22 protein-coding genes are annotated in these 25458 nt (G+C 74.8%); 10 read left to right on the forward strand and 12 right to left on the reverse strand.

Annotated features, from left to right (window positions below; all coding sequences use genetic code 11):
• Positions 1 to 95 precede the first annotated feature (95 nt).
• Positions 96 to 1487, forward strand: coding sequence for an aspartate aminotransferase family protein (locus NR072_RS01325; protein WP_163721348.1), 1392 nt, complete (start codon positions 96 to 98; stop codon positions 1485 to 1487).
• A 168-nt stretch (positions 1488 to 1655) separates the two neighbouring features.
• On the opposite strand, the gene NR072_RS01330 is transcribed toward NR072_RS01325, so the two are convergent.
• Positions 1656 to 2993 carry a uracil-xanthine permease family protein gene (locus NR072_RS01330; protein ID WP_230278095.1) on the reverse strand — a complete coding sequence of 446 codons (1338 nt, stop codon included), beginning with the start codon at positions 2991 to 2993 and terminating at the stop codon, positions 1656 to 1658.
• Between the two features lie 126 nt (positions 2994 to 3119).
• Here NR072_RS01330 and NR072_RS01335 point away from each other — a divergent pair, with 126 nt between their 5' ends.
• Positions 3120 to 4040 (forward strand): carbohydrate kinase, encoded by a 921-nt coding sequence (locus tag NR072_RS01335; protein WP_010079702.1) that lies wholly within the window; start codon positions 3120 to 3122, stop codon positions 4038 to 4040.
• Between the two features lie 103 nt (positions 4041 to 4143).
• On the opposite strand, the gene NR072_RS01340 is transcribed toward NR072_RS01335, so the two are convergent.
• Positions 4144 to 5220 carry a malate dehydrogenase gene (locus tag NR072_RS01340; protein ID WP_049146380.1) on the reverse strand — a complete coding sequence of 359 codons (1077 nt, stop codon included), beginning with the start codon at positions 5218 to 5220 and terminating at the stop codon, positions 4144 to 4146.
• Between the two features lie 73 nt (positions 5221 to 5293).
• On the opposite strand from NR072_RS01340, the gene NR072_RS01345 reads away from it, so the two are divergent.
• On the forward strand, positions 5294 to 6142 hold the full coding sequence (locus NR072_RS01345) for an HAD family hydrolase (protein WP_036316534.1): 849 nt from the start codon (positions 5294 to 5296) through the stop codon (positions 6140 to 6142).
• 22 nt (positions 6143 to 6164) lie between these two features.
• Here NR072_RS01345 and NR072_RS01350 read toward each other — a convergent pair whose 3' ends face one another.
• The 6 genes from NR072_RS01350 to NR072_RS01375 all read right to left on the reverse strand — a co-directional run bounded on the left by NR072_RS01350 (position 6165) and on the right by NR072_RS01375 (position 12650).
• Positions 6165 to 6713, reverse strand: a complete 549-nt coding sequence (locus NR072_RS01350) for an NYN domain-containing protein (protein WP_063189174.1) — start codon at positions 6711 to 6713, stop codon at positions 6165 to 6167.
• Between the two features lie 33 nt (positions 6714 to 6746).
• Positions 6747 to 7838: a hypothetical protein gene (locus NR072_RS01355; protein ID WP_134377498.1), complete on the reverse strand. Its 1092-nt coding sequence runs from the start codon at positions 7836 to 7838 to the stop codon at positions 6747 to 6749.
• A gap of 22 nt (positions 7839 to 7860) precedes the next feature.
• The gene (locus NR072_RS01360) at positions 7861 to 9363 is read right to left on the reverse strand and encodes an amino acid permease (RefSeq protein WP_134377499.1); all 1503 of its coding nucleotides are present in this window, start codon (positions 9361 to 9363) and stop codon (positions 7861 to 7863) included.
• Between the two features lie 100 nt (positions 9364 to 9463).
• Positions 9464 to 10537: a low specificity L-threonine aldolase gene (locus NR072_RS01365; protein WP_134377500.1), complete on the reverse strand. Its 1074-nt coding sequence runs from the start codon at positions 10535 to 10537 to the stop codon at positions 9464 to 9466.
• A 1-nt stretch (position 10538) separates the two neighbouring features.
• A complete protein-coding gene (locus NR072_RS01370) occupies positions 10539 to 11216 on the reverse strand; it encodes an SDR family oxidoreductase (protein WP_134377501.1) in 678 nt (225 codons plus the stop codon).
• Positions 11217 to 11219: 3 nt separating this feature from the next.
• A complete protein-coding gene (locus tag NR072_RS01375; RefSeq protein WP_134377502.1) occupies positions 11220 to 12650 on the reverse strand; it encodes a DUF6421 family protein in 1431 nt (476 codons plus the stop codon).
• A gap of 124 nt (positions 12651 to 12774) precedes the next feature.
• Here NR072_RS01375 and NR072_RS01380 point away from each other — a divergent pair, with 124 nt between their 5' ends.
• Positions 12775 to 13233, forward strand: a complete 459-nt coding sequence (locus NR072_RS01380; RefSeq protein WP_134377503.1) for an Lrp/AsnC family transcriptional regulator — start codon at positions 12775 to 12777, stop codon at positions 13231 to 13233.
• 131 nt (positions 13234 to 13364) lie between these two features.
• On the forward strand, positions 13365 to 14204 hold the full coding sequence (locus NR072_RS01385) for a glycerophosphodiester phosphodiesterase (protein WP_256835904.1): 840 nt from the start codon (positions 13365 to 13367) through the stop codon (positions 14202 to 14204).
• 155 nt (positions 14205 to 14359) lie between these two features.
• Here NR072_RS01385 and NR072_RS01390 read toward each other — a convergent pair whose 3' ends face one another.
• From NR072_RS01390 to NR072_RS01400, 3 genes are all read right to left on the reverse strand, one after another.
• Positions 14360 to 15865, reverse strand: coding sequence for an aldehyde dehydrogenase family protein (locus tag NR072_RS01390; protein WP_250203026.1), 1506 nt, complete (start codon positions 15863 to 15865; stop codon positions 14360 to 14362).
• A 194-nt stretch (positions 15866 to 16059) separates the two neighbouring features.
• Entirely contained in the window at positions 16060 to 17778 is a 1719-nt protein-coding gene (gene pgm, locus NR072_RS01395; protein WP_144825554.1) for a phosphoglucomutase (alpha-D-glucose-1,6-bisphosphate-dependent), read from the reverse strand.
• Positions 17779 to 17845: 67 nt separating this feature from the next.
• Entirely contained in the window at positions 17846 to 18274 is a 429-nt protein-coding gene (locus NR072_RS01400) for a Fur family transcriptional regulator (RefSeq protein ID WP_036337205.1), read from the reverse strand.
• Between the two features lie 161 nt (positions 18275 to 18435).
• Here NR072_RS01400 and NR072_RS01405 point away from each other — a divergent pair, with 161 nt between their 5' ends.
• From NR072_RS01405 to NR072_RS01415, 3 genes are all read left to right on the forward strand, one after another.
• On the forward strand, positions 18436 to 19554 hold the full coding sequence (locus tag NR072_RS01405) for an acyl-CoA hydrolase (protein WP_101965661.1): 1119 nt from the start codon (positions 18436 to 18438) through the stop codon (positions 19552 to 19554).
• Positions 19551 to 21674 carry a PIG-L family deacetylase gene (locus tag NR072_RS01410; protein ID WP_256835908.1) on the forward strand — a complete coding sequence of 708 codons (2124 nt, stop codon included), beginning with the start codon at positions 19551 to 19553 and terminating at the stop codon, positions 21672 to 21674. The genes NR072_RS01405 and NR072_RS01410 overlap by 4 nt, the downstream gene beginning before the upstream one ends.
• A 98-nt stretch (positions 21675 to 21772) precedes the next feature.
• On the forward strand, positions 21773 to 22342 hold the full coding sequence (locus NR072_RS01415) for a DUF4190 domain-containing protein (protein ID WP_256835909.1): 570 nt from the start codon (positions 21773 to 21775) through the stop codon (positions 22340 to 22342).
• A 9-nt stretch (positions 22343 to 22351) separates the two neighbouring features.
• On the opposite strand, the gene NR072_RS01420 is transcribed toward NR072_RS01415, so the two are convergent.
• Positions 22352 to 23860 carry an amidase gene (locus NR072_RS01420; RefSeq protein WP_145950727.1) on the reverse strand — a complete coding sequence of 503 codons (1509 nt, stop codon included), beginning with the start codon at positions 23858 to 23860 and terminating at the stop codon, positions 22352 to 22354.
• Positions 23861 to 23943: 83 nt separating this feature from the next.
• On the opposite strand from NR072_RS01420, the gene NR072_RS01425 reads away from it, so the two are divergent.
• Complete coding sequence (locus tag NR072_RS01425) at positions 23944 to 24270, forward strand: rhodanese-like domain-containing protein (RefSeq protein WP_010079684.1); 327 nt, start codon at positions 23944 to 23946, stop codon at positions 24268 to 24270.
• Entirely contained in the window at positions 24267 to 25217 is a 951-nt protein-coding gene (gene pheA, locus NR072_RS01430) for a prephenate dehydratase (RefSeq protein WP_020625278.1), read from the forward strand. Before NR072_RS01425 ends, pheA begins: the two co-directional genes overlap by 4 nt.
• Positions 25218 to 25458: the final 241 nt, after the last annotated feature.

Genomic DNA, 25458 nt, shown 5'->3' on the forward strand with positions numbered 1-25458 from the left:
GGATCGGGGGCGAGGTCATCAGCCGGACGCGCCGGGACGCGCCCCGGCGGGCCTGCCTATGCTCGGAATGACCCGCATCACACCAAGGAGGGCGCATGTCCGAGCATCAGCAGCACGTCGGTCGCCGGGACCCCCGGATCAGCGACGAGGCCATCGAGCGGGGCCGCCGCGCCCACGAGCTCGACCGCGCGCACGTGTTCCACTCGTGGAGCGCGCAGCGCGATCTGAATCCGATGACCATCCTCGACGCCGAGGGGTCGTGGGTGTGGGACGGCGAGGGTCGGCCCATGGTCGACTTCAGCGGGCAGCTCGTCTTCACGAACGTCGGCCACCGCCACCCGAAGATCGTGGCCGCGATCCGCGAACAGGCCGAGACGCTCGCCACCGTGGCCCCGCAGCACGTCAACGACGCCCGGTCCGAGGCGGCCCGGCTGATCACGGAGCGGCTGCCGGAGTCCATCAACCACGTGTTCTTCACGAACGCGGGCGCGGAGGCCAACGAGCACGCGGTGCGGATGGCACGCCTGCACACGGGCCGGCACAAGGTGCTCTCCGCGTACCTCTCGTACCACGGCGCCACGCGCCTGACGGCGAACCTGACCGGCTCCCTGCGGCGCGTGGGCTCGGACTCGGCGTCCGACGGCGTCGTGCACTTCCAGCCCGCGTACACGTACCGCTCCGCGTTCGGCTCGGAGAGCGACGAGCAGGAGGCCGAGAGCGCGCTGGCCCACCTGCGCGACGTGATCGAGCTCGAGGGCCCCTCCACCGTGGCCGCCGTGATCCTCGAGGCCGTCCCCGGCACCGCGGGCATCTTCCTGCCGCCGCCCGGCTACATGGCCGGCGTCAAGGAGCTGTGCCGTGAGCACGGGATCCTGCTGATCATCGACGAGGTCATGGTCGGCTTCGGCCGCGTGGGCGAGTGGTTCGGCCACCAGCTGACGGGCGTCACCCCGGACATCGTCACGTTCGCCAAGGGGGTCAACTCCGGGTATGTGCCGTTGGGCGGCGTCGCCATGAGCGACGACGTCTACGAGAGCTTCGCGACCACGCCCTACCCCGGCGGCCTGACCTACTCGGGCCACCCCCTCGCGTGCGCGGCCGCCGTCGCCGCGATCACCGCGATGGAGGAGGAGGGCATGGTCGCCCACGCGAAGCGCATCGGCGAGGAGGTCATCGGGCCGCGCCTGGCCGAGATCGCCGCGGCCCATCCGAGCGTGGGCGACGTGCGCGGCGCCGGCGCGTTCTGGGCCGTCGAGCTGGTGAAGGACCGGCAGACCCGGGAGCGGCTGGCCCCGCTCGGTCAGGTCGCGCCCGTGATGGGGCGGATGATGGCCGAGGCCAAGGACCGCGGGCTGCTGCTGTTCATGGCCGAGAACCGGTTCCACCTGTGCCCGCCGCTGAACATCTCGGACGAGGACCTGCGCTTCGGCCTCGACGTGCTCGACCAGGTCCTCGCCCTCGCCGACGAGGAGGTCGCGGCCGGCTGACGGGACCCGCCCCCCAGCCCCGCCCGGCCCCGCCCCAGTCCGCCCACCCCGCGTTTTCGAACGTGAAATGGGGGTTCTCAGCGCTTTCGGTCGTGAGATTGGCCCTATCTCACGACCGAAAGTGCGCGTGGCGCGGGGATGCGCGAGGCGGGGCGCCCGGGGCCGGGGTCAGCCGAGCCGGCCGGCCTCCGAGGCCTCGAACTGCTCCTCGTCCTCGGGCACCGGCTCGGTGCCGCGGGCGCGGGCGATCGCCGTCATGAGGTGGTACACCACCAGGGCGGCGACCGTGCCGAGCGTGATGCCGCCGAACACGAGCCCGCCGACCACGAGCTGGGGGTCGGCGATCGCGATGATCAGGCCCGCACCCGCCGTCATGAGGTTCACGGTGTTGGAGAAGTCCACGCGGTTCTGCACCCAGATGCGCACGCCCATCATGCCGATCATCCCGTAGAGGATGATGCCCGCGCCGCCGGCCACCCCGGCCGGGATGGTGGCGACGGCGGCCCCGAACTTCGGCAGGAACGCGAGGGCGATCGCGGTCAGGCCGGCCACCCAGTACGCCGCCGTCGAGTAGACGCGCGAGCTGGCCATCACGCCGATGTTCTCCGCATACGTGGTGGTGCCGACGCCGCCGCCCGCGCCGGAGAGCATGGTGGACAGGCCGTCCGCGATCAGGGCACGGCCGGTGAGCGGGTCCAGGTCGCGCCTGGTCATCAGCCCGACGGTCCTGACATGGCCGATGTTCTCCGCGACCAGCACGAGCACGACGGGCAGGAACAGGGGCAGCAGGTCCCAGCGCAGCTCCGGGCCGTGGAAGGGCGGCAGCCCGATCCAGGCGGCCTCCCCGACGGCGGCGAAGTCCACCTGGCCCTGCGCGAGGGCCAGCACGTAGCCCACCACGATGCCCACGAGGATGGACAGGCGGCCCAGGAGCCCCCGGAACGTCACGGCCGTGAGCACCACCGCCAGGGCCGTGCCGAACGTGGTGACCGGCACCTCCTGCATGGCCGTCGTCGTGGCGCCGGCGAGGTTGAGGCCGATCAGGGCCACGATCGTGCCCATCACCGCCGGCGGCATGAGCGCGTGGATCCACCCGGTGCCGGCGCGGTGCACGATCGCGCCGATCACCGTGAGCAGCAGGCCCGTCACCAGGATGCCGCCGAGCGCGGCCCCCGTGCCGCCGATCGCGGCGGCGGCCGTCAGGGGTGCGATGAACGCGAACGAGCTGCCCAGGTACGAGGGCAGGCGGTTGCCCGTGATGACCAGGAAGAGCAGGGTGCCCAGGCCGGAGAAGAGCAGCGCCGTCGTCGCGGGCATGCCGGTCAGGGCGGGCACGAGCACGGTGGCGCCGAACATGGCCATCACGTGCTGCACGCCGATGCCCACGGTCCGGGGCCAGCTCAGCCGCTCGTCCGGGGCGACGACGGTGCCCGGGGTGATGGTGCGGCCGTCGCCGTGGAGGCGCCAGCCGGGGCCGCGCGAGGGCCGGGTGGGGGTGGGGGACATGGCCGCCTGCCGAGGGGTCGGGGATGGGGGTGTCGGGCGTTTCTCGGGGGCCTGGAAGCCTGAGCACAGCCCCGGTTCCGCGCCGGTGATTAGGGTACCGTGGGGCGCGTGGCTCAGTACTGTGGTGTGATCGGAGAGGCGCTCGTCGACGTCGTGGTCTCGGACACCGCGACCCCCCGCGTGCACGTCGGGGGCAGCCCCCTGAACGTGGCCGTGGGCCTGAGTCGGCTGGAGCGGCCCGTCCTGTTCGCCGGCCGCCTCGGCCGCGATGCGCACGGGGACATGATCGCCTCGCACCTGCGGGAGAACGGCGTGCGCTGCCTGCTCGAGCCGGATGCCGCCGCCACCTCCGTGGCCACCGCCCGCCTGGACCCCACGGGCGCCGCCAGCTATGAGTTCGAGCTGGACTGGACGCTGCCGCCCGCCGCCGCGCTCGCCCGGGACTTCGACGACGCCGCCGGCGGCCCGCTGCACCACATGCATGCCGGCTCCATCGCCACCATGCTCGCCCCCGGCGACGCCGAGGTGATGGCCCTGCTCGAGCGGATCTCCGCGGTCACGACCATCAGCTACGACCCCAACGTGCGGCCCACGATCGTGCCGGACCGGGCGTTCGCCCGCGCCCGCGCGGAGGAGTCCGTGCGGCTGGCGGACGTGGTGCACGCCTCGGACGAGGACATCGCGTGGCTGTACCCGGACCGCCCGCTGCGCGAGTCGCTGCAGGCGTGGCAGCAGATGGGCCCGGCGTTCGTGGTGATGACCCGCGGCGCCGAGGACATCGTGGCCGTCACCGCGCACGGCGTGGTGGAGCGCCCGATCGTGCCCGTGGACGTCGCGGACACCGTGGGCGCCGGCGACTCGTTCACCGCCGCCCTGCTCGCCGCCCTCGACGACCGCTCCCTGCTCGGCGCCGCGAACCGCGGCCGCCTGCACGCGATGGACCCGGCCGACGTCGAGTCGGTGCTGATCTACGCCTCCCGCGCGTCGGCGATCACGGCCTCCCGCCCGGGGGCGGACCCGCCCACGCGGGCCGAGCTGGCGGACTGACCCCACGCCCTCCCGTCCCCGCACGAATCTGTTGCGCATCCGACCCTTCCGGCGGGCGGGGACGCCCCCAGAAGGGTCAGAGACGCAGACGATCCCGGCCGCCTCAGAGCAGGCCCAGCCCTCGCACGGCGTCGCGCTCGGCCTCCAGCTCGGCGACGGTCGCGGCCAGCCGCCCGCCCTCACCCGGCAGCACGGACTCGTCCGGCTCCAGCCCCGGCACGATCCGCCACGCGGTGCCGCCGTCGGAGGTCACGGGGAACGAGCTGATCAGCCCCTCCGGCACCCCGTAGGAGCCGTCCGAGACCACCGCGGCCGACGTCCGGCGCGGCGCACCGTCCGCGTCCACACCGGTGCCGAGGGTCCAGTCGCGCATGTGATCGATCGCCGCGGACGCCGCCGACGCCGCCGAGCTCGCCCCGCGCACCTCGATGATCTCCGCGCCCCGCCTCGCCACGCGCGGCACGAACTCCTCGCTCGCCCACACCGGGTCCACCACCTCGAGCGCCGGCCGCCACGTCCCGTCCACCCGCACGCGGGCGTGGGTGAGGTCCGGGAACTGGGTGGCGGAGTGGTTGCCCCAGATCGTCACGCCGGACACGTCCGTCACCGCGACGCCGGCCCGCGCGGCCAACTGCGCCACGGCCCGGTTGTGGTCCAGCCGGGTCAGCGCCGTGAAGCGCGCGGCCGGCACGTCCGGGGCGTGGGCGGCGGCGATCAGCGCGTTGGTGTTGGCCGGGTTCCCGACGACGACGACCCGCACGTCCTGCGCCGCGTGGTCGTTGATCGCCCGGCCCTGAGGCCCGAAGATCCCGCCGTTCGCCTCGAGCAGGTCGCCGCGCTCCATGCCCTTCGTGCGCGGCCGCGCGCCGACGAGCAGCGCGTGCTGGACCCCGTCGAAGGCGCGGGCCGGGTCGTCCGTGACCTCCACGTCGGCCAGCAGCGGGAAGGCCGCGTCGGCGAGCTCCATGGCGGTGCCCTCCGCGGCGCCCAGGGCGGCCGGGATCTCGAGCAGGCGCAGCCGGACCGGGGTGTCCGGGCCGAGCATCCCGCCGGCGGCGATGCGGAAGAGCAGCGCGTAGCCGATGTTGCCGGCGGCGCCGGTGACGGTGACCGTGCGGGGCGTCGTCGACGCGGGGTCCGGGGCGGTGTCCTGTGCGGTGGTCTGCTGTGCGGTGTCCACGCCCCCATCGTGCCCCCGCTCGCCCGCGGAGGACACCCCGGCCCGCCGCACGGCCCCGGCCTAGACTGAGCGCATGCCCGCCCTGCCCCTGCCCTCGCGCCGTCCGCGGATGATCGCGACGGACCTGGACGGCACCATCATCGGGTACCGGCACACGCGGTCGGGGCGCCTGAGCCCGCGCACCATCGCGGCGCTGCGGGACGCCCACGACGCCGGCGTCGAGGTGGTGTTCGTGACCGGCCGTCCCCTCCGCTGGCTCGGCCCGCTGAGCGCGCAGCTCGGCCCCGTCGGCCCGGTGATCTGCTCCAACGGCGCCGTCCTCGTGGACACCGCCACGGACGACGTCCTGATCGCCCACCCCATGCCCGTCGAGGCCGTGTGGACAGCCACGGACCGGCTGCGCGCCCTGGACCGCACCGTGTCCTTCGGCGCCGAGACCCTCGAGGGCTTCTTCTGGGAGCACGCGTTCTCCGAGCGCGCCGAGTTCCGGGCCGAGGTCCACGCGGCGGCCACGCTCGAGGCCGCGCTGCCGGGTCGGCTGGGCGTGGTGAAGCTGCTGGCCCGCTCGGACACCCTGGCCCCGGACGCCTTCCTCGCCGCGGCCCGCGCCGAGCTGGACGAGCTCGTGAGTGCCACGCACTCCGCGCCCGGCATCGCGCTCGTGGAGATGTCCGCCCCGGGCGTGCACAAGGCCGCGACCCTCGCCGAGTTCGCCGCGAGCCGGGGGGTCGCGCCGGTCGACGTCGTCGCGTTCGGGGACATGCCCAACGACCTGGAGATGCTCCAGTGGGCTGGTCTCGGCCTGGCCGTGGCCTCGGGCCATCCGTCGCTGCTGGCCGCGGCGGACGGCGTGGTCGGGGCGTGCGACGACGACGGGGTGGCCGCCACCGTCGAACGCCTGCTGGAGCTGCCCACGGACTGAGCCGCGGGCCGCCCCCGGCGGGTCAGAGGAACTCGTTCGGGTCGAACGCCTCGACGTCGATCACGCGCAGGCGCGGCAGGGACGAGTCGAACGCGCCCACCGCGTGCTCCAGGTCGAAGAACTCGACCCCGGGGATGCGGCGCAGCTCGTGGGAGAGGAACTCCTCGAAGCCCATGATCCCGGTGCGTCGGCCCGGCGTGGCCGCGAGGTCGGTGAGCTGGGGGGCGAAGTCGGCGTCGTGGCTGACGAGGATGACGTCGTCCTCCCGGCCCAGCAGCGCCTCCGCGGTGCGCTGGATGCCGATGTCCACGACCTTGCCCTCGCCCCGCAGCATGATCGGCTGGAAGCCGAGGGCGGTGAGCGCCTGGACGAACGGGATGGGGATCTCACCGTCGATGGCGAGGAAGAACAGGCCCTTGACCGGCTGGTCCCAGCGGTCCTCGAGGTAGCCGAGCAGGCGCTTCCAGCGTGGCCGCTCGTCGGGCTGGGGGCGCCGCTGCAGGATGGACGTGCCGAGGGTGGCGTCGATGTTCTCGCCGTCGATCAGCAGGTAGGTGGTTCGCTCGCTCACGCTCTCGAGGCTACCCGCTGGGGTGGACGTCGGTCAGCGCGCGCGGTCGAACGGGGCCGTCAGCAGGCGGACGACGCCCTCCAGCGGCCCCGCGCGGAACGGGCCGATACGCACGACGGCCCGCCACAGCAGCGGCAGCAGCAGCGCGCCGGCCACCAGCACGGCCAGGGTGAACCACGTGTCGTCCGCGCCGGTGGCGCTGCGCCACGGCCCGGGTCCGAGCCGCCGCACCCAGCCGAGGTACCACAGGTGCGCCACGTACACGGACAGCGTCATCGCGCCGGGCACGGCCAGCAGCCCGGCCCGCCGCGGCGCCAGGGCCGCGCACGCGCCGAGCACGATCAGCACGAGGCCCGTGTCCAGCAGGGCCTCCGCCGGGGTCGCCGTGTAGGGCACGGGGGCGGCGCCGGTCTGCGTCCGGGACAGGGCGAGCACGACGCCGGCCAGCGCGATCCCCCCGGCCGCCCAGGCGAGCCCCGTGAGCCGTGCGCGCCGGGCCGGGGCCGCCGTCGTCGTGCCGTGGACGGTGGCGACCAGCACCGCCCCCAGCAGCGCCCACGCGAGGAACAGGGGGAGACGGTACGGGCCGTCCGTGAGGAACGCGGAGACCCACGGGGTCAGCGTCGCGCGGCTCAGCCCGAGGGCCTGAGCGAGGGGGACGAGCCGGTCGACGACGTCGGCCGTCGGTGTGGCGGCGAGCAGGAGGCCGCCTCCGCCGGCCAGGACGGCGAGCACGAGGTGCGCGGCGAGGGGGAGGGCGGCCAGCAGCGCCATGATCACTGTGAGCACGGCCAGGTGTGCCAGCACGTTCACGACGGCTGCCCCGAAGTGCCCGGCCAGCCACACCGCCCCGCACAGGGCGGCCGCCCGCACGAGCGCGCGAGGCACGGCCCGGCCACGGCCCAGCCACTCCGCCTCGAGGCGCGCGCCCACGCCCACGAGCGCCGCGAACAGGGGCGCGGTGAGGTACTCGGAGAGGTGGAGCACCCCGCCCGGGCCGCCGGTGGGCGCCGTGTGGGCGACCATCATCGAGACCAGGGCCAGGCCGCGCGCGACGTCCACCCAGACCAGGCGGCTGCGTGCGGTGTGGGTGGCGGCGGGGACGTGGGACGAGCGGGCGGACACGGCGACCTCCGGGGTGGGGGACTCAGTCCAGGACGCGGGTCAGGTCGGCATCCTCGTAGCGGACCGGCTTCGAGCCGGTGACGAGCTTGTGGCCGAGCCACAGCGCGAGGAACAGGGGCAGGCCGATGTAGGCGCTGGCCACGGCCACGAGGTCTACGTCGCCCATGAACGCCTGGTAGTTCTGGCCGAGGATCACGACGGCGCACATGACCAGCGCGACGATCGGGCCCAGGGGGAACAGGAAGGCGCGGTAGGGCAGATCCTTCGGATCGTGGCCCTGCGCGACGTAGGCCTGCCGGAACCGGTAGTGGCTCCAGGCGATGCCCATCCACACGATGAACCCGGCCAGGCCCGAGGCGGAGACGAGCCACACGTAGGCGGCGCCGTCCCCGATGAACGTGGTCAGGAAGCACGCCGCGCCCACCGCGGTGGTGGCGTAGAGGGCGTTCATGGGCACGCCGCGCCGGTTCACCTTCGCCAGGAAGCGCGGGGCCTTCCCGGAGTCGGCCAGGGCCCAGAGCATGCGGGTGGAGGCGTACAGGCCCGAGTTGCCCGCGGAGAGGATGGCCGTGAGGATCACGGCGTTCATCACGGAGGCGGCGGCGAGCACGCCCGCGTTCTCGAAGACGAGCGTGAACGGGGAGATCGAGATGTCCTCGACGTCGCTGCCCAGCAGGTGGGGGCTGGTGTAGGGGATGAGGAAGCCGACGACGGTGATCGCACCGACGTAGAAGAGCAGGATGCGCACGAACACGGTGCGGATCGCCTTGGGCACGTTCTTCTCCGGGTCCTCGGCCTCGCCCGCGGCCACGCCGACCAGCTCGGTGCCCTGGAAGGAGAAGCCGGCCACCATGAAGATCGCCAGGATGCCGGCGCCGCCGCCCACGAAGGGGGCCTCGCCGTCGGTCCAGTTGTGGAAGCCGGGGGAGGAGCCGCCGAGGATGCCGACGATCATCAGGACGCCGAGCACCAGGAAGATCACCACGGTGGCGACCTTGATGAGCGAGAACCAGAACTCGCTCTCGCCGTAGGCGCGCGTGGAGAGGGCGTTGAGGCCGAAGAGCAGCGCGAGGAAGGTCGCGGACCAGATCCACGAGGGCACGTCCGGGAGCCAGTACCGCATGATCAGGGCCGCCGCGACGAGCTCGGCGGCCACCGTGATCGCCCAGTTGTACCAGTAGTTCCAGCCGATGGCGAAGCCGAACGAGGGGCTCACGAAGCGGGTCGAGTACTCCTCGAACGCGCCGGAGACCGGCAGGTACGTGGACATCTCACCGAGCGACTGCATCAGCAGGAACACCATGAAGCCGATGGCCACGTAGGCCGCAAGGGCGCCACCGGGGCCGGCGGTCGCGATGGTGTTGCCCGAGGCCACGAACAGGCCCGTGCCGATGGCGCCGCCCATCGCGATCATCGTCAGGTGCCGGGATTTGAGGGTGCGCCGCAGGGAGCCGCCCTCGGGGGTGATGTGGGCGGCGGAGGCGGGCGGCGTCGACGGGGACGTCCGGGGTGCGCTGTTGTCCACGGTGGCCTTTCGGTGGAGGAGCGGTCGGACGCGCGTCGAAGGCCGCGGCGTCCCACCCTGCTGCACGGTGGTAGAAGGGTATCCCGGCCGGGCGCGTCCGTCAGACGGCGGGGACGAGTTCGGCGCGCAGCGCCGCCGTGAACGCGTCCACGTCCTCCTCGGTCGTGTCGAAGCCGCACACCCAGCGCACCTCGCGGCGCGCCGCGTCCCAGTCGTAGAACCGGAAGCGGGCGCGCAGCCGGTCGGCCACGCCCTCGGGCAGGACGGCGAACACGGCGTTGGCGTCCGTGGCCTGCGTGAACTCGACGCCGGCCAGCGAGCCGTCGGCGACCCCCGCCTCGATGCCGGCGCGCAGCCGGGCGGCCATGGCGTTGGCGTGGCGGGCGGAGCGCAGGTACAGGTCGCCGTCGAACAGCGCGAGCAGCTGCGCCGAGACGAAGCGCATCTTCGAGGCCAGCTGCATCTGGTTCTTGCGCAGGTACACGAGGCCGTCCGCGGCGTCCGGGTCGAGCACGACGACGGCCTCGGCCAGCAGCGCCCCGTTCTTGGTGCCGCCGAGGGAGAGCACGTCCACGCCGACGTCGGTGGTGAAGGCGCGCAGCGGCAGGCCCAGGGAGGCCGCGGCATTGGCGATGCGGGCGCCGTCCATGTAGACGCGCATCCCGTGCTCGTGGGCGTAGTCCGTGATGGCCTTGACCTCGTCCGGGGTGTAGACCGTGCCGAGCTCGGTGGACTGGGTGAGGTAGACGACCAGGGGCTGGGCGCGGTGCTCGTCACCCCAGCCCCAGGCCTCGGCGGCGATCAGCTCGGGGGTGAGCTTGCCGTCGTCGGTGGCCACGGGCAGCAGCTTGATGCCGGCGGACTTCTCGGGCGCGCCGCCCTCGTCCACGTGGATGTGCGCGGTGTCCGCGCAGATCACCGCGCCCCAGCGGGGCAGCATGGCCTGGAGCCCGACGACGTTCGCCCCGGTGCCGTTGAACATCGGCCACACGGTGGCGTCCTCGCCGAAGTGCTGGGCCACGACCTCCTGGAGGCGGGCCGTGTACACGTCCTCGCCGTAGGCGACCTGGTGGCCCCCGTTGGCCTCGGCGATCGCCGCGAGCACCTCCGGGTGGACGCCGGAGTAGTTGTCCGAGGCGAAGCCCCGCTCCTGCGGATCGTGGATCCTCTGCATGTCAGTCCGTTCCCTTCTCCTGGAGCGTGAGGACGGCGTCGTTCAGCGCGCCCGCCTCAGCCTCCCACAGTCGCGTGTACTCCTCGGCCAGCCGTGCCTCGAGCCCGGCGAGGGAGGTCACGCGGAACACGACGGCCGCCGAGCGCAGCGGGGTCCCCGCGTCCCGGGCGGCCTTGGCCCAGCCCTGCGCGACCGCGCGGGTCCATGCCTCGCTCGCCGCCTTCACCGCGGCGTAGTTCGCGCCGCCGGCGAGCGGCCGGGTCACCGCCGGGGACGAGACGATCGCGAGGCGACCGGCGGACGAGGCCCGCAGGTCGTCGTCGAGGGCCCGGCTCACGTGCCGCAGCGCCGTGAACGAGGCCTCGAGGGCGCGGTAGTCCTCCTCGGACTGGCCGGCGAGGCCCCCGCCGCCGCGCCAGCCGCCCACCAGGTGGAGCAGGCCGTCGATCCGGGTGCCGCGGGCGTGCAGGTCCTCGACGAGGCCGCGGACGGCGGCCTCGTCCGTGAGGTCCAGGGCCGCGGTCTCGGCGCCGAGCGCGGCGAGGGGGGCGAGCTTCGCGGCGTCGCGCCCGGTCGCGACGACGTGCGCGCCGGCGTCGAGGAGCGTGCGGGCGGCGGCCCGGCCCGAGGCGCTCGTGGCGCCCGCGATCAGGACCGCGCGGTCGGTCAGGGCGGCCACGGGTCAGTCGCCCGTGCCGCGGATCCCGGCGGTGGACTCGATGACGCCGCGCATCTTCTTCTCAAGGGCCTCGAAGAACATGGACAGCGGGAACTCGTCGTCGAGCACGAGGTCGGTGTAGCCCTTGGGCGGGCCGGCGAGCACCTCGCGCGGCAGGCCCTGCGCCCAGACGGAGGCCGGGTGCGGGGTGACCACGGAGGCGACGAGCTCGTAGGCCTGGAGCCAGTGCACGGTCTTGGGGCGGTCGATGGACTCCCAGTAGAGCGTGTCGATGGCGTCGCCCAGCTCGACGACGGCGTCGGCGAGCCGGTCCCAGTCCACGCTGAGCTCGACGTCGCGCCACTGGATCACGTCCTTGCGGTGCAGCCAGGCGAAGAGCAGCTGGCCGCCGAGGCCGTCGTAGTTGCGGACGCGGGAGCCGGTGAGGGCGAAGCGGAAGACCCGGTCGAAGAGGACGGCATGCTGCACGAGCCCGGCGTGGCGGCGGGTCTGCTCCTCGAGCGCGGTGAGCTGCTCGCCGGCGGCGGCGCGCGCCGTGAGGCGGCGCTCGATCGCCACGCACTCGCGGAAGGCGGTCATGTCGCAGCGCATCTCCTCGAGCGTGTAGAGGAAGAAGGGCATGCGCTGCTTGATCATGAACGGGTCGAAGGGCAGATCGCCGCGCATGTGCGTGCGGTCGTGGATGAGGTCCCACATCACGAAGGTGCCCTCGGCGAGCTCCTGGCTGGAGAGCAGTTCGGCGAGCTCGGCCGGGAGCTCGAGTTGGGTGATCTCGGCGGCCGCGGTGACGACCCGGCGGAAGCGGGCGGCCTCGCGGTCCTGGAAGATGGCGCCCCACGTGAAGGTGGGGATCTCGCGCATGGCCACGGTCTCGGGGAAGAGCACGGCCGAGTTCGTGTCGTAGCCGGGGGTGAAGTCGATCAGGCGCAGGGAGACGAAGAGGCGGTTGCCGTAGTCGCCGGCCTCGAGTGCGGCGATGAACTCCGGCCAGATGGTCTCGACGACGAGGGCCTCCACGTGCCGGTCGGGGGAGCCGTTCTGCGTGTACATCGGGAAGACCACGAGGTGCCGGACGCCGTCGACGCGGTGCTCCTGCGGCTGGAAGGCGACGAGGGAGTCCAGGAAGTCGGGCTCGGCGAAGCCGCCGTCGGCCCAGCGGGCGAAGTCGCGGGGCAGGGCGGCGAGGTAGGCGGCGTCGTGCGGGAAGAGCGGGGCGAGCTCCTCGACGGCGGCGACGATGGTCTCCACGTGCTCGCGCGCGGCGGCGTGGTCCGCGGGGTCCGGGATGGAGCCGTCCTTGACCTGCAGGGGCTGGAGGGCGGTGGCGGCGGCCTTGAGGCGGAGCCAGGCCGGGTGGGTCTCGACGGTGCGCGCGTCGGCCGGGGTCTCCGGGACGACGACGTCGGTCCGGGCGGGCTGCAGAGCGGTGGACATGGAACCCCTCCTGAGGTCGAATCGCCGGAAAATATCCGGTGACGCGGATCACTTGCCGGAAGGGTTCCATGCGGGCACGGGGCTGTCAACCCGGCGGCCGGGGCCGGCTGATAGCGTGCCGCGCATGGACGACCCTGTCGATACGCGGCTCGCGGCCGCCGTCTCCCATGACCCGCGCGCCACGCTCGCCCAGCTCTCCGAGCGGGTCGGCCTGTCGACGTCCGCGGTGCAGGCGCGCCTGCGCCGGCTCGAGAGCACGGGCGTGATCACGGGCTACCGCGCGTTGCTCGACCCCGAGGCCGTGGGCAAGCCGCTCTCCGCCTTCATCGAGATCAGCCCGCTGGACCCGCGTCAGCCCGACGACGCCCCCGAGCTCCTCGAGTCCATCGCGGCGATCGAGGCGTGCCACTCCGTGGCCGGCGACGCCGCGTACATGCTCTTCGTCCGCGTCGGCTCCCCGCGGGAGCTCGAGGCGCTGGTGACGGAGATCCGCCAGACGGCGTCGGTGTCCACCCGGACCACCGTGGTGCTGCAGACCTTCTACGAGCACCGGCCCATGCTGGAGCTCCCGGTCGAGGACTGAGGGCGGGCGCTTCGGCCCCTCCGGTCACGCGAGAGGTCGGAATGAGGGCGGATCTGACGCTCATTCCGACCTCTCGCGTTCCCGGCTGCGGCAGCGGGCACTCGGCCGTCCGTCCCCGCTACGGTGATCCCGTGCGTCCGACCTCGCCCCGTCCCGCCCCCGCCTACCTCACCGACTCCGTCCCCGCCCGTCGCGGCCACCCGCTGGGGTTCGCGCACCGGGGCGCCGCCGTCGACCGGGAGAACTCCCTGGCCGCGTTCGTGGACGCCCACGCCGCCGGATTCACCTACCTCGAGCTGGACGTGCGCACCACGGCGGACGGCGAGCTCGTCGTGTTCCACGACGAGACCCTGGACCGCGTCAGCACGGGCCGCGGCCGGCTGCGCGACCACACGTGGGAGCGGCTGGAGGACGTCACGGTCGGCGGGGAGCCGCTGCTGCGCTTCACCGAACTGCTGACGGCACTCCCCGAAGCCCGCCTCAACGTGGACCTCAAGGACCGCGCGTCGGCCCCGGCCCTGGCCCGCATCCTCGCCGAGCACGGCGCCTGGGACCGCGTGCTCGTCGCCTCGTTCCACGACTCGCGGCGCCGCCTCTTCCGGCGCGCCCTCGCCCGCCTCGGCCACCCCGAGCGGGCGTACGGGCCGGAGCGGGTGGCGACGTCGGGCGGGGCGGCCGCCATCGCGGCGCTCGTGACGCTGGGCCCGCTGGGACTGACCCGCTGGCTGCGCCGGTACGCCCTCGACGTCGACTGCGTGCAGGTGCCCGTCCGGCACGGCCGCGTGCCCGTGGCCACCACCGACTTCGTGCGCCGCTGCCACGCGGCGGGCCTGCCGGTGCACGTGTGGGTCGTGGACGAGCCCGCGGAGATCGAGCGCCTGCTCGACCTCGGCGTCGACGGCGTCATGACCGACCGCGCCGACGTCCTCGCTGAGGTCTACGCCCGACGCGGCTTCTGGCCGCAGCGCTGATCCCCGCCCCCGGCCCGCGGCCCGCGGCCGACTTTCGAACGTGACATCGGGGCTATGGGCGCTTTCGAACGTGAGATAGGCCCCATCTCACGTTCGAAAGCGCGGGGCGCAGCGGGGCGCAGCCGGGCCCAGCCGGCCAGCCTCGCCCCCACCCCTCAGAGCATCTTCGGCAGCAGCGCCCGCTTCATCCGCCCGTACGGCGGGTACGCGGTCTTGAGCGTGTCCACCTGGTCCGACTTCGTGATGGACGGGCGCAGGTGGGAGAACGTCTCGAACCCGTGGATGCCGTGGTACACGCCCATCCCGGACGCGCCGATCCCGCCGAACGGCAGCGTCGCGATGCCGGCGTGCAGCAGGCCGACGTCGTAGCCGAGGCCGCCGGCCTGCACCTGGTCGTCGAACGCGCGGTGGTAGCTCGGCCGGTCCGTGAAGAGGTAGGCGGCCAGCGGGTGCGGGCGCTCCGCGATGAAGTCCAGGGCGTCCTGGAAGGTGTCCACGGTCAGCACGGGCAGGATCGGGCCGAACAGCTCCTCCTGCATGAGCGCGCCGTCGGGCCGCACGCCCGTCACCACGGTCGGCGCCATGTACCGTCCTGCCACATCCACGTCGCCGCCGACGAGCAGCTCGGCGCCGGCGTCGAGGTCCGTCTGGAGCATCTCCCGCAGCCGCTCCGCGTGCTCGGCGGAGATGAGCCGGCCGTAGTCCTTCGACGCGCGGGGGTCGTCGCCGTAGAACTCGCGCAGGGCGGCGGGGATCTCGGCGGTCACCTGGCGCAGCGCGGCCTCGCCGACGGCCAGCACGTAGTCCGGGGCCACGCACGTCTGGCCCGCGTTGGTGAACTTCGCCCATGCGATGCGGCGGGCCATCGCGCCCGTGTTCCGCGACGGCGTCACCACCGCCGGCGACTTGCCTCCCAGCTCGAGCGTCACGGGGGAGAGGGTCTTCGCCGCCGCCTCGTAGACGATCCGGCCCACGCGCTCCCCGCCGGTGTAGAGGATGTGGTCCCACGGCTCCGCCAGCAGCGCGGTGTTGCACTCCTTGCCGCCCGCCACCACGGAGACCAGCGCGGAGTCCAGGTACTGCGGCACCAGCTCCCGCAGCGCCGCCGCCGTGGCCGGGGCCTTCTCCGACGGGCTGAGCACCACCGTGTTGCCGGCCGCCAGCGCACCCACGACCGGGGCGAGCGCGAGCTGCACCGGGTAGTTCCACGCGCCGATGACCAGCACGAGACCCTTGGGCCGCGGCCTGACCTCCGCGCTCGCGGGCCGCAGGGCCAGCGGCAGCTTCACGGGCCGCGGCTCCATCCAGTCGGTCAGGTGCAGCAGCGCGTGGTCCACCTCGGAGCGCACCGAGACGATCTCCGTGATCAGGGCCTCGGTGGCCGGCTTGCCCAGGTCCGTGCCGAGCGCCGCGACGAACCGGTCCGCGTGCTCGGTCAGCATCCGCTTCAGGCCCTTGAGCTGGCGCACCCGCACCGCGCGCGGGTGGGCGGCGCGGGAGCGGGCGGCGGCGCGCAGCCGCTCGACGGCGGCCCGCGGCTCCTCGGGTCGGGGCCCGGCCGGCGCGATCGGCAGGGCCTCGGTGGGCAACGGCTCGCGGACCGGATCGTCGGCGGGGGAGTCGGGGGAGTCGGTGGTCAGACCGGGGGGCTGCGTGCTCATGCCGGCCACGCTACCGAGCGGCCCTGTGCGGCGGCAGGGCGGGGCGCCGTCGTCGTCCTCCGGCCGCTGGTGCCGCCCCGACGGGCGCCACGGCGTTTTCGTTCGGGAAACGGCGCACGCGCCCGGCCGTTTCCCGAACGAAAGCGGTGCGACACGCCGCCGTTTTCCGAACGAAAGCGGACGGGGGGGAGGGCTCAGCCGATGACCGCGTCCACCAGCTTCTGGGCCTCCGCCTGCACCTGCGTCAGGTGCTCGGGGCCACGGAAGGACTCCGCGTAGATCTTGTAGACGTCCTCGGTGCCGGAGGGCCGCGCCGCGAACCACGCGTGCTGCGTGACCACCTTGAGCCCGCCGATCGGGGCGTCGTTGCCCGGGGCGTTGGTCAGCGTCGCGAGGATGGTCTCGCCGGCCAGCTCGGTCACGGGGACGTCGTCGGGGGAGAGGGTCTTCAGCTTCGCCTTCTGCTCGGCGGTCGCGGGGGCGTCGATGCGCGCGTACGCCGGGTCGCCGTGCAGGGCGACGAGGTCGCGGTACCGCTCGGACGGGGACTGGCCCGTCACGGCGATGATCTCCGCGGCCAGCAGGCACAGCAGCAGCCCGTCCTTGTCCGTGGACCACGGGCTGCCGTCGAACTGCACGAAGGACGCGCCCGCGGACTCCTCGCCGCCGAACACGCCGGTGCCCGTCAGCAGGCCCGGCACGAACCACTTGAAGCCCACCGGCACCTCCACGAGCTCGCGGCCCAGATCCCCGGCCACGCGGTCGATCATCGAGGAGCTCACCAGGGTCTTGCCCACGCCCGCGCTCTGGGGCCACTGCTCGCGGTGGCGGTACAGGTAGTCGATGGCCACGGCGAGGTAGTGGTTCGGGTTCATCAGCCCGCCGTCGGGGGTGACGATCCCGTGCCGGTCCGCGTCGGCGTCGTTGCCGGTGGCGACGTCGAAGGGCGCCTGCCCGTCCGCGTCCGGGGTCATCCGCTCGATCAGCGAGGCCATCGCGTTCGGCGACGAGCAGTCCATGCGGATCTTGCCGTCCCAGTCCAGGGTCATGAACCCGAACCGCGGGTCCACCTCCGGGTTCACCACGGTCAGATCCAGCCCGTGGCGGTCGGCGATCTCGCCCCAGTACGCCACGGACGCCCCGCCCATGGGGTCGGCGCCGATGCGCACGCCCGCCTCGCGGATCGCCTCCACGTCGATCACCTGCGGCAGATCGGACACGTACCGGTCCAGGAAGTCGAAGCCGCCCAGCTTCGCGTGGCCGGCGACGTCGGCGCTCGCCACCCGGTGCACGCCCGCCAGCCCGGCGGCGAGCAGCTCGTTGGCGCGGTCGGCGATCCACGTGGTCGCCTCGGTGTCCGCGGGGCCGCCGTGGGGTGGGTTGTACTTGAAGCCGCCGTCCGCGGGCGGGTTGTGCGAGGGGGTGATCACGAGGCCGTCCACGAGGCCGGCGTTGTCCCCGTCCACCGCGAAGCCCGACGGCGACAGCTCGCGCCCGGCGTTCAGGTGCAGGATCGCGTGGGAGACGGCGGGGGTGGGCGTGTAGCCGCCGCGGGAGTCGACGAGCACCTCGACGTCGTTGCCCAGCAGCACCTCGACGGCGGTGTCCTGCGCGGGCCCGGACAGGGCGTGCGTGTCCCTGCCGACGAGGACCGGCCCCGTGATCCCGTGGTGCGCGCGGTACTCGACCACGGCCTGCGTGATGGCGGCGATGTGGTCGTCGTTGAACGAGGTCGTGAACGCGGAGCCGCGGTGGCCGGAGGTGCCGAACACGACCTTCTGCGCCGGGTCCGTCACGTCCGGGTGACCGGTGCGGTACGCCTCCAGGAGGGCGTCGACGTCGATGAGGTCCTGCGGCAGGGCGGGGGTGCCGGGACGCTCGGCGGCGGGCAGGGCGGCGGTGTTCTCGGTCATGTGCCACACCTTGGCACGGGCGGGCGGACGGGGGAAGACGCGCGGCCCACCGGGACGACGCCGGCGGTCACTCCCGGCAGCCGGCGCACAGCCCCCAGTAGTAGACCTCGGCCTCGTCGACCGCAAAGCCGTGGTCCTCGGGGGCGTCGAGGCACGGGGCGGAACCGGTGCGGCACGGCACGTCCACGACCGTGCCGCAGCCGCGGCACACGAGGTGGTGGTGGTTGTCGCCCGTGCAGATCTCGTAGCGGGCCGGGGAGCCGGCGGGCTGCAGGGAGCGCACGAGCCCGGCCTCGGTGAGCGCGTGGAGGCAGTCGTAGACGGCCTGGTGCGAGGTGCCGGGCAGGGCCCGACGCACGGCGGCCAGCACGGTGGACGCGTCCGCGTGGGGGTGGTCGGCGAGGGCGGTCAGCACCGCCAGGCGGGGGCGGGTCACGCGCAGGCCGACGCCGCGCAGCAGCGTGCGCTCGTCCTCGTCCTGCGTCGTGGTCTCCATGCCAGTCGATCCCATCCGGTTCTCTGGAACATGTCAAGAAAGAGCGGGCCGCTTCGCCCCCGGCGCACCGGCCATTCCCCGCCGTGCCCGTGCTGACTACGGTGAATCCTCGACCCCGGGGCGCACCGGCCCGGGCGCCGTCGACGAGGAGGTCCCCACCCATGGCCCAGCCCGAGCCCGTCCGTCTCGTCCCGGGTGGAGCCGTGGACCGCCCGGCCGAGCAGGCCCTCCTCGCGGCCGCCGCGGCCTGCGACGGGGACGTCGACGCGATGGTCGAGCTGCTCCGTGCGGCGTCCGGCGCCGCGTCCGACGAAGACGCCGCCCCGCTCGACCTGCCGCTGACCGGCGCGGGGCGCACCCGGGAGCAGTGGGAGCTACTCGCCTCCGTCGCCGCGCAGGACCTCTCGGCCGCCCGCGTGCTCGAGCCCCATCTGGACGCGCTCTCGATCCTGTCCCAGGCCGGCGTCCCCGCCCCGGCCGGGCTGCTCGGCGTCTACGCCTCCGAGTCCGGCGGCCGCACCCCCGCCCTGCGCCCCGTCCCGGACGGCCCCGACACCGCCTGGCTGCTCGACGGCGAGAAGCCGTGGTGCTCGCTCGCGGACCGGTGCGCGGCCGCCGTCGTGACCGGCCGGGAGGCGGACGGCACCCGCCGCGCCGTGCTCGTGGACCTGTCCCACCCCGGCGTGGCCGAGACCGACTCGGCCTGGCCCGCGCTCGGCCTCGCCCCGATCCGCACGGTGGGCCTGGCCTTCGACGCCGTCCCCGGCAACGCCGTCGGCGGCGCCGAGTGGTACCTGCGCCGGCCCGGCTTCGCGTGGGGCGGCATCGGCGTGGCGGCGGTGTGGTTCGGCGGCGCCGTCGGCATCGCCCGCACCCTGCGGAACGCCACCGCCGCCCGCGCGGCCGCCGAGGCCGAGGGCCGCGGACCGGGCCCGGACCAGATCGGCCAGGCCGCGCTCGGCCGCGTCGACCGGCTGCTCCACGCGATGGCCGCCCTGCTCGCCCGTGCCGCCGACGACGTGGACGCCGGCCGCCTGGACCACGGCCGCGGCATGGTCGAGGCCGACCGGATCCGCGGCACCGTGGCACAGCTGTGCACCGAGGTGATGGACGTCGTCGGGCAGGCCACCGGCCCCGGCCCGCTCACCGGCAGCGCCGCGCACGCCCGCGCCGTGGCCGACCTGCAGGTCTACCTGCGCCAGCACCACGGACACCGCGACGACGCCCGGCTGGGCGCCGCGCTCCTGACCGGCGAGACCGACGGCGGCTGGACGTGGTGAGCTTCTCCCACACCGACGACGGCACGTCCGAGGCGGCCTGGGCCGAGGGCGGCGTCGGCGAGCTGCCGGAGCTGCGCCTGCCCGTCTGGGACGCGCAGACGCTGCTGCTCGTGGCCGTGGCGCACCCGGACGACGAGACCCTCGCCGCCACCGGCCTGATCCGCTCCGCCCTGCGCGACGGGGCACGCGTGCACGTGCTGGTCGCCACCGCCGGCGAGGCCTCCCACCCGCACTCGCCCACGCACACGCCCGAGGACCTGGTCCGGCTGCGCCGGGACGAGATGGAGCACGCCCTCGACGCCCTCGCCGCCGGCCTGCCCGCCTCCGCAGGCCCCGGCTCCCCGGCGCGGGACCGGCTGACGTGGGCGTCCCTGGCCCTGCCCGACTCCGGCGTGGCCGAGCACGAGGACGCCGTGCGCGACGCCGTCGCCGCGGCCCTCGACGCCCACCCCGGCCCCGCCGTGCTCGCCTCCCACGACCCCGGCGACGGCCACGCGGACCACGAGGCCGTGGGCCGCGCCGTCGGCGCGGTCGCGGGCGAGTGCGACCTGCCGCTCTACGCCTTCCCCATCTGGTTCTGGCACTGGGCCGACCCGGCCGACCTGCCCGCCCGCCGCTACCGACGGCTGCCGCTCACCGACGACGACCGGGCCGCCCGCCGTGCCGCCCTCGACGCGCACGCCTCCCAGGTCCGGCCCCTCTCCGACGCGCCCGGCGACGAGGCGATCCTCGGCCCCGCCGTGCTCGCCCACCACGAGCGCCCGTTCGAGGCCCACCGCGTCTCCGGCCCCGACGACGCCGACGCCCACCGGGCCGCCGCCGTCTTCGACCGGCTCTACCGGGCCCAGGAGGACCCGTGGCGCTACCTCAGCTCGTCGTACGAGGCCCGCAAGCGGGCGCTCACCCTCGCCGCCCTGCCCCGGCCCCGCTACGGGACCGTGGTGGAGGCGGGCGCGTCCATCGGCGTGCTCACCGCGGACGTGGCCGCGCGCGCGGACCGCGTGGTCGGCCTCGAGGCGTCCCCCACCGCCGTCGAGCGCGCCGCCGCCCGGCTGGCCGGCGCGCCGCACGCCGAGGTGCGCCGAGCCGTGCTGCCCGCGGACTGGCCGGCCGACGTCGCCGGCGCGGACCTCGTGATCGCCTCTGAGATCGGCTACTTCCTGCAGCCCGAGGAGCTCGACGCGCTGATCGACGACGCCGACGCCGCGCTCGCCCCCGGCGGCGAGCTGCTGCTGTGTCACTGGCGCCACCCCATCGAGGGCTGGCCGCTGGACGGGGACGCCGTGCACGCGCGCGTCGCCGCCGACCCGCGCTGGCGGCTGCGCACCGAGCTCGTGGAGGACGACTTCCGGCTCAGCCTCCACGTGCGGGCCGCCGCCGCGACCCACGCCGTCGTCGTGGTGCCCGCCAAGGACGAGCAGGAGCGGCTGCCGGCCGCGCTCGCGGCCCTCACCGCCGCCCTGGACCGCTGGGAGGAGCACCACGCGCAGGGCACGGCCGCGGTCGTGGTCGCCGCGGACCGCTGCGACGACGCCACGGTGGCCGCCGCCCTCGAGGCCCGCGCCGCCGACCCGCGCATCCACGTCCTCGAACTGGGGGAGCCGACCGCCGGGCAGGCCGGCGTCGGGCGGGCCCGCCTCGAGGGCGCCCGCCGGGCCCGCGCGCTGTTCCCCGACGTGCCCGCCGAGCGCCTCTGGCTCGCCTCCACCGACGCGGACAGCCGCGTCCCCGCCGACTGGCTGCTGGCGCAGACCGTGGCCGCCGGCCGCGACGAGGCGCTCGTGCTGGGCACGGTGGACGTGCGCCAGGGGCCGCTGCGGCAGGCCTGGCTCCGCGGCTACCGGCACGAGGAGGGGCACGCGCACGTGCACGGGGCGAATCTGGGGCTGCCGTGGTCGCTGTATGAGGCCGTGGGCGGGTTCCCGCCGGTGGCCGAGCACGAGGACGTCGGTCTGGCCGAGGCCGTGCGGGCCCTGGCGGGGGAGCGCGACGGCGGTGACGGCCGCCGGGTGCGCGTGATCGCCACCGACACCACCCGCGTGCTCACCTCGTCCCGCCTGGAGGGGCGGACCCCCGGCGGGTTCTCCGGGTACCTCAAGGCGGTGGGCCGGCCCGGGTGAGGCCGGCCGGGGAGCAGGGGCGCGGGGCCGGGCCGGGTCCGGGGGGCACCGCCTAGACTCGGCACCGGACCGCGACGCCCCGAACCGGAAGGACCGTCATGACCGACCCCCACGCCTCCCACGACCCGCGCCGTGAGGCCGCCCGGCCGAGCTGGTACGGGTCCGAGGCCGGTGCGGGCTCCTCCGGCACCGGCTCCTCGGCCGCCGGCTGGCCCGCCGCCCCGACCGGCGACGCCGACCGCGCCGCCTGGGACCGGGCCCCCTCGTACGCCGAGCAGGAGGGGCAGACCCGCCCCGCCTACGGGCAGCCGTACGGCTACGGCCAGGACGCGAACACCGTCCCCGCCTACGGCTACGGGCAGGGCACGCCCGGCCACGGCTTCGGAGCCCCGCTGCAGCCCGGCCAGACCGACGGCGTCGGCCGCTCGGTGGCGTCCATGATCCTCGGCATCATCTCCGTGGTGGGCGGGTTCACGTTCCTCCTCCCGCCGATCGTGGGCGTGGTCCTCGGCCACATCGGCCTCAAGCGCGAGCCCCACGGCCGCGGCATGGCGATCGCCGGCCTCGTGATGAACTACGTGTCCCTCGCCCTGCTGCTGCTCGCCGTCGTGTTCCTCGTGATCCTGGTGATCGCCGGGATCTCCCTGGGCGACTACACCTCGACCTGACCGGCCGGCTCAGCCGGCCAGCAGCAGCTCGAGATGTGCGGCCAGGGCGAGCAGGGGCGCGGACGTGCCGGGCCGACCGATGAGCTGGACGGACCAGTTCAGGCCCCGCTCGTCCCGGAGCACGGGCACCGCGACCGCGGGCAGGCCGAGCACGTTGACCATCGAGGTGTAGGGCGTGAACGCGCACTGCGCCTCGTAGTTGGCCTCGGGCTCCATCGCCAGGAAGTGGCCGACCGGCGGGGGCGCGGTGGCCAGCACCGGGGTCATCACCACGTCGACGGCGGCGAACTGCGCCCGCACCCCGCGCGCCCACTCCTCGAGCCGGTGGGCGGCGTCGTCGAGCTCGGCGCGCCCTGCGGCCCGGGCCGTGCGCAGGAAGTGCGCGGCCACCGCGCCCACGTGGGCCTCGGCGTCCTCCGGCAGCGGCGCCCGGAGCAGTCCTGCGGTCCACACCGTGCGGAAGTCCCGGTGGTAGTCCTCGCCGTAGTAGGGGGAGAGGTCCTCGACCGCGTGGCCGCCCGCGTCCAGGGCGGCGGCGGCCTTCGTCAGGGCGGTGAGGGCGGGCCGGGCCAGGGAGATCTCGAGGTCGGAGGTGAAGGGCGAGGCCGTGGTGACGCCGATCCGGCGGACGTCGACGGCGCCCCCGGCCCGCGCGGTCTCCACGGTGCGGCGCAGGTCCGGCAGCACCCGGCCGGGCAGGCCCTCGGGGGAGAGCAGCACGTCGTAGAGCAGGGCGGCGTCCTCGACCGTGTGGGCCAGCGGGCCCGACACCGTGAGGTTGCGGACCGTGTCCGCGTGCTCGTCCATCGGCAGCTCCCCGCGGCCGGGCTTGAGGCCCACGAGCCCGCACGCGGCGGCGGGGATGCGGATGGACCCGCCCCCGTCCGAGCCCGGGGCGAACGGCAGGATCCCCGCGGCGACGGCGGCCGCGGCCCCGCCCGAGGAGCCACCCGCGGTGCGGGCGGGGTCCAGGGGGTTGCGGGCCGGCGCCGTGACGAGGTTCTCCGAGTAGGAGTCCAGGCCGAACTCGGGCACGGTCGTCTTGCCGAGGGTGACCGTGCCGGCCGCGCGCAGGCGGAGCGCGAGCGGGTCGTCCTGCGCGGCCGGCGGCGCATCGGCCAGCAGGGCGGAGCCGAACCGCGTGGGCATCCCGCGCACGTCGATCAGGTCCTTGTACGCCAGCGGAAGGCCGTGCAGGGAGGCGGGGGCGCCGTCGTCGTCCGGGGCGGGGGAGGTGCGCGGACCGGGCACGGCCCGGGGTGCGACGCGCGGGTGGGCCGCGTCCAGCTCGGCCGCACGGGTCCGGGCGCCCTCGGCGTCGAGGAGGGCGAACGCGCCGAGGTCCGCGTGGGCCTGGGCCGCGGCGAGGGCCGCCTCCGTGACCTCCCGGGCGCTCAGCGCCCCGGCGGCGAGGTCCTCCCGCAGGCGCACGGCCGAGCGGTCCAGGAGCCGGGCCGGGCCGGGGGCGGAGGGGGTGCGGTCGTCGTCGGCGGCGGGTGCGGCGTCGGAGGTCTGCATGCGGCCGAGCCTAACGGGCGTGGGCCGGGTCATGGACGGCGGGGCCTTCCTGGGACGTCCGGGCGGGTGGCTACGCTGAAGCCATGAGCGCCTTCGAGACCGTCGATGTGAACGAGATCCCCGCCGATGCGGCCATCCTGGACGTCCGCGAGGACGACGAGTGGGCCCTGGGCCGCGCCGCCGGCGCCCAGCACATCCCGCTGGGCCAGCTGCCGGACCGGCTCGAGGAGCTGGACCCGGACACGGACTACTACCTGATCTGCCGCACCGGCGGCCGCTCCGCCCGCGCCGCCGAGTTCATGACCGGCCGCGGCTACTCGGCCATCAACGTGGCCGGCGGCTCCGGCGCGTGGCTCGAGGCCGGCAAGCCGATGGAGGCCGACGGCGACGCCGAGCCCACCGTCAAGTGACGGGGACGGACTCCGCTGACGCGACGCCGTCGCGCCTGCGCTACGCCTTCCTCGGCCCGGCCGGCACCTTCACCGAGGCCGCCCTGCGCAAGGTGGCGGACCCGGCCGAGGCCGAGTTCGTGTCTGCGGGCTCCGTGCTGAGCGCCGTGGCGGCGCTGCGCAGGGGGGAGGTGGACCGCGCCGTCGTGCCCATCGAGAACTCGGTGGAGGGCGGCGTCTCCGCCACCGTGGACGAGATCGCCCTCGGGGAGACGCTGCAGATCCTCGCGGAGGTGCACGTGCCCATCAGCTTCGTGCTCGTGGGCCGGCCCGGCGTCGCGATCGAGGACGTGCGGCGCGTGACCACGCACCCCCACGCCTGGGCGCAGGTGCGCGGCTGGGCCGAGACGGCGCTGCCGGGCGTGGAGTTCACGCCCGCCCCGTCGACGGCGGCCGGGGCCGGCCTCGTGGCCCAGGGCGACTTCGACGCCGCCGTGTGCGCCCCGCTCGTGGCCGAGCAGACCGGGCTGCCGGTGCTCGCCGAGCGGATCGAGGACGTGCCGGGCGCCGTGACGCGCTTTGTGCTGCTCTCCCGGCCGACGGCCCTGCCCGCGCCCACGGGAGCGGACAAGACCACGCTGGTGGTGCCGCTGCCGGAGGACCGGCCCGGCGCCCTCGGGCAGATCCTGGCCGAGTTCACCACGCGCGGGGTGAACCTCTCCCGCATCGAGTCCCGGCCGACCGGCGAGGGCATCGGGCGGTACTTCTTCTCCCTCGACCTCGAGGGGCACCTGGCGGAGGCCCGCGTGGGTGATGCGCTCGCGGCCCTGTACCGGGAGTACCCCGACCTGCGGTTCCTGGGCTCCTACGCCCAGGCCGAGCCCGTGCCCACGAGGGTGCCGGCCGAGTTCACCGACGCCGCGTATCGCTCCGGCCGCGCCTGGGTGGAGTCCCTCCGCTCCCGCTGAGGCGGTGCAGCACTTTCGTTCGGGAAACGGCGGCCCCCGGGCCACTTTCGTTCGGGAAACGGCGGCCCCCGAGGGACTTTCGTTGACGAAACGGGAGGTTCCTAGGCCCCTTTCGTGGCCGAAACGGGACGATCACCACGACGACGGGCCGTCGTCGCGCTTCCCGTCCGCGCGTCGCCCCGGCGCCCGTTTCCCGAACGAAAGCGCTGGGGAAGCCGCCGTTTCCCGAACGAAAGTGCTG

The sequence above is a fragment of the Micrococcus sp. Mcc89 genome, from assembly GCF_024519795.1.
GTDB lineage: Bacteria > Actinomycetota > Actinomycetes > Actinomycetales > Micrococcaceae > Micrococcus > Micrococcus luteus.

What these genes read in the sequence shown, in the direction of transcription:
- NR072_RS01325 (WP_163721348.1), top strand. Translation starts at nt 96, where the DNA reads ATGTCCGAGCATCAGCAGCACGTCGGTCGCCGGGACCCCCGGATCAGC.
- NR072_RS01330 (WP_230278095.1), bottom strand. Translation starts at nt 2,993, where the DNA reads ATGTCCCCCACCCCCACCCGGCCCTCGCGCGGCCCCGGCTGGCGCCTC.
- NR072_RS01345 (WP_036316534.1), top strand. Translation starts at nt 5,294, where the DNA reads ATGCCCGCCCTGCCCCTGCCCTCGCGCCGTCCGCGGATGATCGCGACG.
- NR072_RS01365 (WP_134377500.1), bottom strand. Translation starts at nt 10,537, where the DNA reads ATGCAGAGGATCCACGATCCGCAGGAGCGGGGCTTCGCCTCGGACAAC.
- NR072_RS01375 (WP_134377502.1), bottom strand. Translation starts at nt 12,650, where the DNA reads ATGTCCACCGCTCTGCAGCCCGCCCGGACCGACGTCGTCGTCCCGGAG.
- NR072_RS01380 (WP_134377503.1), top strand. Translation starts at nt 12,775, where the DNA reads ATGGACGACCCTGTCGATACGCGGCTCGCGGCCGCCGTCTCCCATGAC.
- NR072_RS01390 (WP_250203026.1), bottom strand. Translation starts at nt 15,865, where the DNA reads ATGAGCACGCAGCCCCCCGGTCTGACCACCGACTCCCCCGACTCCCCC.
- pgm (WP_144825554.1), bottom strand. Translation starts at nt 17,778, where the DNA reads ATGACCGAGAACACCGCCGCCCTGCCCGCCGCCGAGCGTCCCGGCACC.
- NR072_RS01400 (WP_036337205.1), bottom strand. Translation starts at nt 18,274, where the DNA reads ATGGAGACCACGACGCAGGACGAGGACGAGCGCACGCTGCTGCGCGGC.
- NR072_RS01405 (WP_101965661.1), top strand. Translation starts at nt 18,436, where the DNA reads ATGGCCCAGCCCGAGCCCGTCCGTCTCGTCCCGGGTGGAGCCGTGGAC.
- NR072_RS01415 (WP_256835909.1), top strand. Translation starts at nt 21,773, where the DNA reads ATGACCGACCCCCACGCCTCCCACGACCCGCGCCGTGAGGCCGCCCGG.
- NR072_RS01420 (WP_145950727.1), bottom strand. Translation starts at nt 23,860, where the DNA reads ATGCAGACCTCCGACGCCGCACCCGCCGCCGACGACGACCGCACCCCC.
- NR072_RS01425 (WP_010079684.1), top strand. Translation starts at nt 23,944, where the DNA reads ATGAGCGCCTTCGAGACCGTCGATGTGAACGAGATCCCCGCCGATGCG.